The sequence below is a fragment of the Vreelandella arctica genome (genome assembly GCF_037070215.1).
Lineage (GTDB): Bacteria > Pseudomonadota > Gammaproteobacteria > Pseudomonadales > Halomonadaceae > Vreelandella > Vreelandella arctica.
The window spans coordinates 51,003-61,478 of record NZ_JBANSN010000023.1 but is presented as its reverse complement, the minus strand read 5'-3'; the positions used below and the strand labels follow the sequence as shown (position 1 = coordinate 61,478).

The 10,476-nt window shown below is 57.8% G+C and carries 7 protein-coding genes; 1 reads left to right on the top strand and 6 read right to left on the bottom strand.

Going from position 1 to position 10,476, the window contains the following annotated elements:
* Positions 1 to 161: 161 nt before the first annotated feature.
* Both betT and V8L70_RS17105 read right to left on the bottom strand, forming a co-directional pair.
* A complete protein-coding gene (gene betT, locus V8L70_RS17110; protein ID WP_336270211.1) occupies positions 162 to 2,210 on the bottom strand; it encodes a choline BCCT transporter BetT in 2,049 nt (682 codons plus the stop codon).
* 213 nt (positions 2,211 to 2,423) lie between these two features.
* Positions 2,424 to 2,843, bottom strand: coding sequence for a hypothetical protein (locus V8L70_RS17105; protein WP_336270210.1), 420 nt, complete (start codon positions 2,841 to 2,843; stop codon positions 2,424 to 2,426).
* Between the two features lie 149 nt (positions 2,844 to 2,992).
* On the opposite strand from V8L70_RS17105, the gene V8L70_RS17100 reads away from it, so the two are divergent.
* On the top strand, positions 2,993 to 3,943 hold the full coding sequence (locus V8L70_RS17100) for an alpha/beta hydrolase (protein ID WP_101147477.1): 951 nt from the start codon (positions 2,993 to 2,995) through the stop codon (positions 3,941 to 3,943).
* Here the strand turns inward: V8L70_RS17100 and V8L70_RS17095 are convergent.
* The 4 genes from V8L70_RS17095 to V8L70_RS17080 all read right to left on the bottom strand — a co-directional run bounded on the left by V8L70_RS17095 (position 3,940) and on the right by V8L70_RS17080 (position 10,464).
* Positions 3,940 to 4,635 carry a response regulator gene (locus V8L70_RS17095; protein WP_101147476.1) on the bottom strand — a complete coding sequence of 232 codons (696 nt, stop codon included), beginning with the start codon at positions 4,633 to 4,635 and terminating at the stop codon, positions 3,940 to 3,942. The genes V8L70_RS17100 and V8L70_RS17095 overlap by 4 nt on opposite strands.
* Before the next feature lie 74 nt (positions 4,636 to 4,709).
* On the bottom strand, positions 4,710 to 6,116 hold the full coding sequence (locus tag V8L70_RS17090) for an ATP-binding protein (protein ID WP_101147475.1): 1,407 nt from the start codon (positions 6,114 to 6,116) through the stop codon (positions 4,710 to 4,712).
* Positions 6,116 to 9,241, bottom strand: coding sequence for an efflux RND transporter permease subunit (locus V8L70_RS17085; RefSeq protein WP_101147474.1), 3,126 nt, complete (start codon positions 9,239 to 9,241; stop codon positions 6,116 to 6,118). The genes V8L70_RS17090 and V8L70_RS17085 overlap by 1 nt, the downstream gene beginning before the upstream one ends.
* The gene (locus V8L70_RS17080) at positions 9,238 to 10,464 is read right to left on the bottom strand and encodes an efflux RND transporter periplasmic adaptor subunit (protein WP_101147473.1); all 1,227 of its coding nucleotides are present in this window, start codon (positions 10,462 to 10,464) and stop codon (positions 9,238 to 9,240) included. Before V8L70_RS17080 ends, V8L70_RS17085 begins: the two co-directional genes overlap by 4 nt.
* Positions 10,465 to 10,476: the final 12 nt, after the last annotated feature.

Genomic DNA, 10,476 nt, shown 5'->3' with positions numbered 1-10,476 from the left:
TATAACCCTCTTGTCCTTCTGTGTAGCGCTGTACGACTAATAGCTTGAACGCTTCCTTATACTTCGCCATGAAAAACACCCCAATCGCTGGATGAGTGTCCAACTTTTGGGGTGCAGTTCACACAGGCCGGGATTGTCTGTGGGGTTAAACAATAATGCCGTTACATTTGGGAATCTTCAGGCGGCTCCCCAATCGTGCCGGGCATCGCTTGCACATGGCCCATCTGCTGACCCGCCAGGGTGAGGAAGTGCAGGTGGCGCTCATATTCGCAGACCAAATCACCAATCACCTGACCCCGGGTGTAGCCATTAAGGTCCTTATCCTGCCCGCCTTCAGCCAAGTACACATCCAGGCGTACATAGAAGTCATCGTCCGCCGGGATAAAGCTCGGCGTACGCATGCGATGGGGACAGACTTGGTAAACAAAGCTGGTGGCTTCGCCAAAATCGACTTGTAGCGTCAGGTTGGCTAACGTTTCACCCTCAATGTGTTCTTCGGTCACGTTGGCGGTTTGGCCGCGGCTTTCAAGCTCCTGGGCGAACTGCGTCATCGCAGGGCGAATCGCATGCTCGATGGTGGCCGCCGCACCCGCGCGGTTAGAGGTATCCAGGGCACGATCCAAACGCTCTTTCCAGTCGCCGCCAGGGGCGCTACCGGCAATCATGCGACGCGCATCGGCTTTACTGCCTTCCATTTTCAGGGCTTTATACATGCCCACCATCACCGCGAAAATCACCAGCGAGAAGGGCAGTGCGGTGATGACCACTGCACTCTGCAGTGCATTCAAGCCACCTGCCATCAGCAGAGCAATGGTGATCAAACCGATCATCACCGACCAGAAGATACGCAGCTTCACCGGCGCATCGTGGTTCACATCGCTCAAAATAGAGGTGAAGTTGGCCAGTACCAACGCGCCTGAGTCCGCTGAGGTAATAAAGAACACAATACCCAGTACGGTGACGACTGCTGCTGTGAGGCCAACGTAAGGGTAGTACTCAAGCAGGGTGTAAAGCGTGGTTTGCGGGGTGTTGAGCGCCTGCTCGCCTAGCTCGGCAACGCCTTGGTTGGCGACCAGCTCAATGCCGCTGTTACCGAATACCGACATCCATACCATCATAAAGGCCAGCGGAATAAACAGTGCACCAGCGACGAATTCACGGATGGTACGGCCACGGGAGATACGTGCCAGGAACAGCCCGACGAAAGGCGTCCAGGCAATCCACCAGCCCCAGAAGAAGATCGTCCACCACATCTTCCACTCTTGTGCGCCCTCATCGGCAAAGGCATAAGTGTCGAAGCTAGCGCCTACAAAGCCCGATAAATAATCACCGGCGTTGTTGACCACTTTATCCAGCAACATCAGCGTGTCGCCTGAAAAGAGTACAAACAGCATTAGCGCCAACGCCAGCAGCATGTTGAACTCTGATAAGCGGCGAATGCCTTTCTCAACCCCGGTCACCACGGAAATCGTTGCTAATACGACCACCAACACAATCAAGATCACCTGCACAGTGAGGGTTTCCGGCACACCGAACATATAGGTGAGGCCGTAGTTGAGCTGCATCACCCCGATGCCGAGACTGGTAGCAATGCCGAACACGGTGGAGATCACTGCAGTAATGTCCACCGCGTTACCAATCGGACCATGAATACGTTTACCGAGGATTGGGTAGAGCGCGCTGCGAATCGCCAGCGGCAGGCGGTGACGATAGCTGAAGTAAGCCAGCGCCATACCCATCAACACGTACAGCCCCCAGCCAGAGAGCCCCCAGTGCAGATAGGTTTGAACGACGGCGTTACGCATCGCTTCCTGGCTCTCTGGGGTTAAATCCGGCGGTGCCAAATAGTGCGCAACCGGCTCGGCAACGCTGAAGAACAGCAGGTCGATACCGATACCCGCGGCAAACAGCATGGCCGACCAGGAGAGTAGCGAGAACTCAGGTCGTGAGTGGTCCGGCCCCAGGCGAATGCTGCCAAAGCGCGACATACCAATGGCGACGACGAAAACCAAGTAAGCCACGATGGCGAGCATGTAGTACCAGCCAAAGGTTTTACTCACCCAGGCAAGCCCGGCATCGAAAAAGGCCCCAGCTTGCTCGGTAAACAGCATGGTGAGCACTAGAAAAATAAGTATGCCCGCCACACTGCCGTGGAAAACCACGGGGTTGAGGCGGTCGCGGGAGGGAAGGACGGGATTGTCTTTCGCCATCGAGGTGGACTCCTTTTCGTTGAAGGGTGGATGTAATATTTTATTTTGAATGAACGTTCAAATAAAATACGCGATTAAACCTTCCCCTTCAAGTTAACCTCCCTTGTGTGGGGTGAATAAGCGCGGAGTGAGCGGTGAGAAAAACGCAAAGGCAGACGCAAAAACGCCCGGCAAGCCGGGCGTTAACGCTAACGTTTAAAAAGTGATCAACGCTTATTCACTATCGGCGCTGTCGTCGTTATCGCCGTGGTGGCCGCGCTTGCCGTGCTTACCACGATACTCTTCATGAGCTTCGTGCATGGCATTGCGCAGTGCTTCCTGCTCTTCTTCGGAGAGAATTTCCGCAACGCGCTCTTTATGCTCGTCACGCAGCGCGTGCATCGCTTCACGATGTTCAGCGTGAGCTTCGTTGAGCTCAGCCTGCTTCTCTTCAGAGATTTCGGCGCGCTGATATATCTCTTGGCGGCGCTCCTCCATGCGTTCTTCCATACGCTCCCGATCAGGGCCTTTACCTTCATGGTCACCGTGGCTATCCGCTTGAGCGGTAAGCGCTAGCGGGGCAATAGCAATAGCCAGCAGGGCCGGGGCAAACAGTTGGCGAATTGACAGTTTCTTAGCATTTGTAAGTTTCATAAGTTCTCTCCTGGTGAGTTGACGATGCCAGTATCGCTAGGAGACGTGCAAACCGTTTGCAGATAGTGTGCAACAATCATGATCTTATTAGCTCGTGGCAGGTCGTAGTCGGTAGGTGAGGGGTCACCTAATCATCAAGGAGCAACTTAATGTCGCGAATCGAATACTTTCGCGTGTTTCAGCCGCGTTATGCGTTTACCACCCTACGCCGTGTTACTGGCCTGGGGGCGCTTGCCTTGCTATTGAATGGCTGTAGCGCTTCCCAACATATTAGCCAGGGCGAGTCTGCTGTTGAGAGTAACCCTTTGCATGACCCCCAGCCTTTTGAGCGCTTAGCCCCAGTTACTTACACACCCGAGGCATGGCCACAGGCGTTAAAGGCGACTGTTTATCTGCCCAATGGATCAACAGATACGCGGCGACCCGCGGCACTAGTGGTGCATGGCGGCGGCTGGCGCAATCGCACACCGCAAGATATGCAGGGCATTGCCGAACAGCTAGCCGGGCAAGGTTATGTGGCGGTGAATATTGAGTATCGTTTTGCACCGGAATACCGCTTTCCCAACCAGCTACACGATTTGCAGCAGGCCATGAGCTGGATTCACGCTAACGCCGATGAGTGGCAGGTGGATACCGATCGCATTGTGGGCGTTGGCTTTTCATCCGGTGCCCACCTAGTAAGTTTGCTGGCGCTAGCGGGCGTAGAAGGGCCGTTGGCTGAGCCTTACGGCGGTGAGCAGAGCCGTCTGGCCGCGGTGCTGGCGGGTGGTCTTCCCAGTGATTTGCTCAAGTTTAAGGATGGGCCGCTGGTGGTTGATTTTATTGGCGGCACCCGCGCAGAAGAGACCGAGACGTACCGGCTAGCGTCGCCTGCCTGGCAAATTACCCCACAGGCACCGCCTTTTTTTCTGTTTCACGGCAAATGGGACAAACTCGTGCCGGTGGATCACGCTACGGACTTCTATCAAGCCCTGCAGGCTAACAATATCGAAAGCGAGCTGTACCTCCAGCGCTGGCGCGGCCACATCACCAGCTTCCTACTGCGTGGCGGCGCTATTGATGCAGGCATCGCGTTTCTTAATCGGCAGGTAAACCCCTAACCTTCCGGCTGATACTTATAGCCGACACCATATACCGAGCGGATGATTTCCAGTTCAGGGAGCGCTTCGTGGATCTTCTTGCGCAGTTTTTTGATGTGGCTGTCCACGGTGCGCTCAGAAACGATGCGGTTATCGCGGTACATGTGATCCATCAACTGTTCGCGGCTGAAGATGCGCCCCGGCGCCTGCATCATGACGCGCAATAACTGAAACTCCACCGCGGTCAGGCCCAGGTCCTGCCCGTGGGCAAGGGCTTGCCAGCCGTCTTCGTTTAACACTACCGGGGCGTTTTGCACTTCACTCGGCGCCTCGGCTGCCGCTTGGCTGCGGCGCAGTACGGCTTTGACTCGAGCGACGACTTCACGAGGGCTAAAAGGCTTGCAGATATAGTCATCGGCGCCTAGCTCCAGTCCCAGCAGGCGGTCGACCTCTTCTACCTTGGCGGTGACCATGATGATCGCTATGGAAGGCCACTGCTGGCGAATTTCCCGGCTTAAGATGAGGCCATCTTTACCCGGCAGCATGATATCGAGCAGCACCAGGGCTGGGGAGTGCTGCTCAAGCCACGGCATCACTTCATCACCGTGACCCAGGGTGGTCACCTCAAAGCCATGAGTGGTTAAGTAGTCCGCCATCAGGCGGGCAATTTTCGGTTCATCCTCAACAACGAGCAAAGAGGCAGCATGAGACATAGCGGTAGACTCGCTTAGCAGTGAACGGGAAAGCATGGCTTAAAACAGTTTTTAAACACGAATTCTGAAAAACATTAATTAGCGGCCAACAAAGGAAAGCGCAGCGTCCAGCGCAGCCCACCTAGCGTGGAGGGAGAGGGCGTCAGCGTTGCACCATGGGCATTGACCAAGGCACTCGCAATAGAGAGCCCTAGACCGCTGCCGCCACTAGCGCGGCTGCGTGATCCTTCCACTCGGTAGAGGCGCTCGGTCAAACGGGCCAGCTCGCCTTCCGGTACCCCCGGCGTACTATCTTCCCAAGTGACTACTGCCTCCCCTTTCTGAGTCGTGAGCGTAACACGCAGCTCTCCCGGCGGCTGGGTGTAGGCGCAGCTGTTGTCCAGCAGGTTGTTCCAAAGTTGGCGCAGGCGCTGAGCATCGCCACGAATCATAATGCCAGGCTCGATCTTTTCCGTCAGCGTTAAACCGCTGTCCACTAACCAGCGATCAGCGTCAGCCAGTCGGCTAGCCAGGCAGTCGCTTAGATCCATCGGCGCCAGTTGTATATCCAGCGCGCCCGCGTCGCTTTGGGAAAGCAGACGTAAATCCGCCACTAAGCGCTCTAGCTGACCCACCTCCTGGGCGAGAGAGCTAAGATTTTCCTGACTCAGGGGTCGAATGCCATCCTGCATGGCTTCGATCTCTCCGCGCAGTACCGCCAGCGGCGTGCGCAGCTCATGGGCCGTATCTGATACCCAGCGGGCGCGGGCATCACGGCTGGCTTCCAGCGTGGCGGCAAGCACATTGAAATCCCGCGCTAGGCGAGAGAGTTCGTCGCGGCCGCGTTCCGGTAGCCGGGTGTGGTAGTCGCCTTCGGTAAGGCGCAATGTGGCGCCGGCCAATGCCCGGGTACGACGCCCCAGCCACCAGGAAAGCCCGCCCGCCAGTAGCAATGAAGCAACGCAGAGTGATATGACGATAAGTACCAGATTACGCTGCTGGCGCTCCAGGAAGCGGCTCTCCATGCGCTCCATCATTTCCCGCGGCGGCCGGAATCCCAGCGACCCGATAGTGGTTTCACCGCTTTGCAGGGTTAGCCAATGCCAGTTGCCCGAGTTTTCGCGCCCGCTGTTCGGCGGCACGATAAAGCGTCCATCTTCCGCGCGCAGGCTAAAGTCACGCGCTTCACCTAGCGGTGAGGGTCGGTCGCGATGCTCCTGGCCCAGTTCAAAACGAACAATAAACGGCCAGCGTTCCGGCGACTGCTCCAGCCACTCCCAGCTCTGCTGGGTTTCCCAGCGTGTGACGAGACCATCGGCCAGCAGCGTGGCGCGGCGCTCCTGAGCTTGGTTGAGATAGTCGAGAAAGCCGCGGTCAATACTGTAGGACACGGCCAGAAACATACTGGCTGAGATGGCCACATTGACGCTTAGGATAATCACAAACAGCTTCAGGCCCAGCCGAGAGGGCCGCCATTGGCGTATCGCGGTGAGCATGGTCATTAATGAGTGCCCTCCTCGTGGCTAGGGGTAGAGGGAAGAGTTTTAGGCTGACGCGGGGCACTAAGCCGTTCGCGAACATTCTCCATGCCCAGGTAGAGGCAGGGCACCAGAATTAACAGAATAGCCGTAGCGAACAGCATGCCAAAACCTAGCGAAATCGCCATCGGAATCATAAAGCGTGCCTGCCGCGAGGTTTCCAAGATCATGGGTGCCAAGCCCAAGAAGGTCGTCAATGTGGTCATCATAATTGGCCGTAAACGGCGGGTAGCCGCTGCCACGATGGCGCCCCGGGCATCCATGCCTTCGCGGCGTTTACGGTTGGCGTAGTCAATCAGCACCAGCGCATCGTTAATCACCACGCCAGAGAGCGCGAGCATGCCCAGCAAGCTGATAATCGAAAGCCCGAAACCCATAACCATATGGCCAGCCACTGCACCGACAATGCCAAAGGGGATCGCGGCCAGCACCAGCAGCGGCTGTAAATAGCTGCGGAACGGAATGGCGAGCAGGGCGTAAAGGGCGGCAATCATTAACCACATGGAGGTCCTGAGCGTGGCCAAGTTGTCGGCGGTGTCCTGCTGACGACCGCCCATGCTGACCTCAAGCCCTGGCCAGGTTGCTTCAAGGTTGGGGAACACCTCTTCCTGCAACGTTGCCAGCACCTGGTTAATGGCCAGATCGCTTTCCGAGTCGGCGGTCACGGTAATAATCCGTCGCCCGTTAATGCGCTCAAGACTGCTAGAGGCCTGACTGATGGTGATGTCGGCTACCCGTGAAAGTGGCACGCTGAGGCCGTCAGGCGTGCGCACCGGCATGCGGTAGAGCTCATTCAGGCTGTCGCGGTTGTCGTTGGGCAGACGAACCTCAACGCTGATTTCGCTGCGCCCGACGTACTGTTCAAGTGCCGTGGCGCCCTGAAGAGGTCCGCGTAGTGCTTCGGCTAAATTGCTGCCTGTAAGCCCCAACGCTCGGCCTTCGGCAGAAAGGCGCATCTCTAACTGCGGTTTACCGTCGCCCAGGCCGCTGTCGATATCGGTGAGTCCATAGCCGCCCAATGTTTCCGCCAAGCGTTCGGCGGCGGCTTCCAGTACCTGCGTGTCCGGGTGGGAAAGGCGAAGGCTGAGCGCCGCGCCGCTGCCGGGGCCGCCGACATCAGCCTCAAAACGCACTGACTGAGCGCCGAGTAAATCGCCGGTTAGGTCGCGCCACTCCCGGGCGATGCGCGACGGTGGCCAAGCCTCTAAACTCTCGCTGGCAATATCCAAACGCACTTCCAGGCTTTCGCCGTCCAGGCGGCTGCGTGAGCTACTAAAGCTGAGGGTTTCTTCGCGCTCGCTGAGGACATCGGCGGCGTCGAGCAGTTGCTGGCTAAGCTCACGGCTAACGCTGATATTGCTGCCAATGGGCAGCGTTACCGTTGCCTGCACCTGATCCGATTCGACCCGTGGCATCAGGGAAAAACCCAAACGCCCGCTCATTGCCCAGGAGAGGGCGATCAGCAGAATGGCGATGCCCAGCGAAATACTCAGCAGTCGTTGGTTCAACGCGCGCTGCAGAAACGGCTCGAATTGACGATAGGTGAAGTGGTGCAAGCCGCCCTGCAGGCGCTGGCGAAGTGATTCAAGCGGACGCTGCCACGCCGGCGTTTGGCGCGGTTTGCGGCTATGCGCTAAGTGGGCGGGCAGTATGACGAGCGCTTCCAGCCAGGAGATCAGAAAGACGGTCACCACCACCACCGGCACCGTGGCAAAAATCAGTCCTAAAAAGCCGGGTAAAAACAGCAGCGGCAGGAAGGCGACGATATTGGACAGAATGGCAAACGTGAGCGGCGTGGCGATCTCGCTGGCGCCTTTCACCGCTGCATCGCGCAGCGAGTAACCCTCTTCCCGATAGCTGTAGATATTTTCGCCAACGATAATGGCGTCATCCACCACGATCCCCAGGGCGATAATAAAGGCGAACATCGACATCATGTTGAGCGAGACGCCGATCCAGGGCAGAAACAGCATGGCGCCCAGAAACGCCGTCGGAATACCCAGGGTGACCCAGAAGGCTAGCCGTGCTTCTAGAAACAGCGCCATGAGTACCAACACCAGCGCTAAGCCCATCCAGGCATTTTTTAACAGTAGGCTAAGGCGGTCTTCGTAAATTTCCGAGCTGTCGCGGGAAATAGCCAGGCTAACGCCTTCCGGCATGCCTGCACGCAGGCGTTCAAGTTCACCGTTGACCGCTTCTGAAATACTGGTTGGGGTTTGATCGCCGATTTGGTACACATCGACGGAGAGACCGGGCTGACCGTTATAGAACTCCTCGCGATCGGTCTCGGCAAAACCGTCACTGACCCTGGCGATCTCACCGAGTACAATCGGAGCGCCCTGGGTGCTAGTGAGTATCGGCAGCTCTGCAAAGGCTTCGGCGCTATTGCGCCGCCCTTGATAGCGAATTAGCCACTCGCCTTCGGCTGTCGTTAGCTGACCACTGGCAAGGTCGAGCGCCTCTTCGGCGATGCGGCTAGCCAGCTCCTGATGGTCGAGACCGAAGCGCTCGATGGCCTCTTCGTCCAGGTGGACTTGAATCTCCCGCTCGCGGTTGCCGGAAAGCTCAGCGCGGGAAATGCCCGAGGTGGCTTGCAGCTCGCCGCGCACATCTTCAGCCGCGTCGTGGAGTGCCTCTAGGCCGACCTGGCCATAAACCTGCAGGCTGAGCACACTGCGAGAGCGTCCCGCCAGGGTGAAACGCGGTGGGTCGGCGGCGCTGGGCAGTGTGGTGATAGCGTTCACTGCCTGCTGAATATCCTGATAGGCGCGCATGACATCAATGCCGTCAATCAGCGTGGCGCTGACGTTGGCGCTGCCTTCGCTGGCCGTCGCGGTCAGCTCGTCGATGCCCTCTACATCGGCAATCGCGGCTTCCACCGGTAGCAGCAGGCTCTGTTCAACGTCTTCTGGCGTCGCGCCAGGATAGCTAATCGTGACTTGCACGACTTCGATGTCAAATTCAGGGAATACTTCCTTTTTAATCGCTAGCGACGCCATTAGGCCGCCGACGATAAACAGCACCATCAATAAGTTGGGGGCTACCCCGTGATCCACCATCCATGCCAATGGGCCGCGTGGTACCTTCATGATTCGTCTCCCGGTTCATCTCCCGCTTGGGCCGGGGTGTCGTTGGGCCGACGAATGCGCACTAGCTGGCCTTCTCGAGGTTGGGCCAAGCCCGCGGTGACGACTTGCTGGCCGGTTTCCAGACCGCTACGAATCAAGGCGTCATCTTCCCCGCGATAAGCCAGCATGACCGGCGTTCGGCGCAGGCGACTTTCCTCATCGACTCGCCACGTTATGTCACCCGGGCGAAGCGCGGCAGAGGGTAGTGATATGAGCTGCTCTTGAATAGCGGGTTGAAAGGACGCACGTAGCACGTCGCCCAGACGCAGAGCCGGGCCGTCGCTCTCTAGCGCCAGAGGGTCGTTTACTGCGATGAGTAGCTGTGCCTGCAGGCCATTCTCTTCCAGGCTGGGCAACATCGACACCAGCGTGCCTTCACGTGTGGCGCCTTCGGGCCAGCCGCGGCTGGTTAACGTCACGCTGCTGCCCGCTTCCAGCCACTGCATCCACTCACCGGGTAGTGAGGCACGCACCCAAAACTGCTCGACGCCCACCAGATGCAATACCTCGGTCCCTTGGCTGAGCAGGCTACCGGCACCGACCAAGCGCTCCTGCACCATGGCCCGCCAGGGAGCGGTGAGGGTTGCGCGTTCAACATTCAGTGCTGCCTGATCGCGCGCCACGCGTGCCTGGGTGAGTTCGGCTTGTGCTTGGCGCAGCTGTGGTTCACGCAGTACCAGCGAACGTCGCTCAGCAGAAAGCTGACGCCCAAAGGATTCGTATTCACTGCGGGCGCGCTGCTGCTCTGCTTGTTCTAAAGCAAGTAACGCTTGCGCATTGGCCAACTGCGCTTCGGCATCTTCCAGGCTTAATGCTAGGTCGGCTTGATCAATAAACGCCACGGCGGCATTCTGTTCAACGACTTGGCCAGGCACCACGCCATCGGCAAAACGCTCCAATTGCCCCGCCACACGGCTGGCTAACATCGCCTCCTGCTCTGCTTCAACGCGCCCAAAGCCGTAAAGATTAGGTGCCTGAACACTCGCGTTTACCGTGACGACATCTACCATAGTAGGTAGAGGCTCCGGCGGAGGGGTTCGCTCAATACGGGGCGGTTGGGTAATAATCCACCAGGCGATCGACAGGGTGCCCACAAGAATCAATAATGCCACCACAGCGCCTATACGAATGCGGCCTCGTTGGTAAGACGATTGTGGGGAAGAGAGGGAGCGTTTTGGTGTCATTACCGCGCGTCA

Coding starts and splice junctions, on each gene's coding strand:
- V8L70_RS17100 (WP_101147477.1), top strand. CDS start 2,993: ATGTCGCGAATCGAATACTTTCGCGTGTTTCAGCCGCGTTATGCGTTT.
- V8L70_RS17085 (WP_101147474.1), bottom strand. CDS start 9,241: ATGAAGGTACCACGCGGCCCATTGGCATGGATGGTGGATCACGGGGTA.
- V8L70_RS17090 (WP_101147475.1), bottom strand. CDS start 6,116: ATGACCATGCTCACCGCGATACGCCAATGGCGGCCCTCTCGGCTGGGC.
- V8L70_RS17095 (WP_101147476.1), bottom strand. CDS start 4,635: ATGTCTCATGCTGCCTCTTTGCTCGTTGTTGAGGATGAACCGAAAATT.
- V8L70_RS17105 (WP_336270210.1), bottom strand. CDS start 2,843: ATGAAACTTACAAATGCTAAGAAACTGTCAATTCGCCAACTGTTTGCC.
- betT (WP_336270211.1), bottom strand. CDS start 2,210: ATGGCGAAAGACAATCCCGTCCTTCCCTCCCGCGACCGCCTCAACCCC.
- V8L70_RS17080 (WP_101147473.1), bottom strand. CDS start 10,464: ATGACACCAAAACGCTCCCTCTCTTCCCCACAATCGTCTTACCAACGA.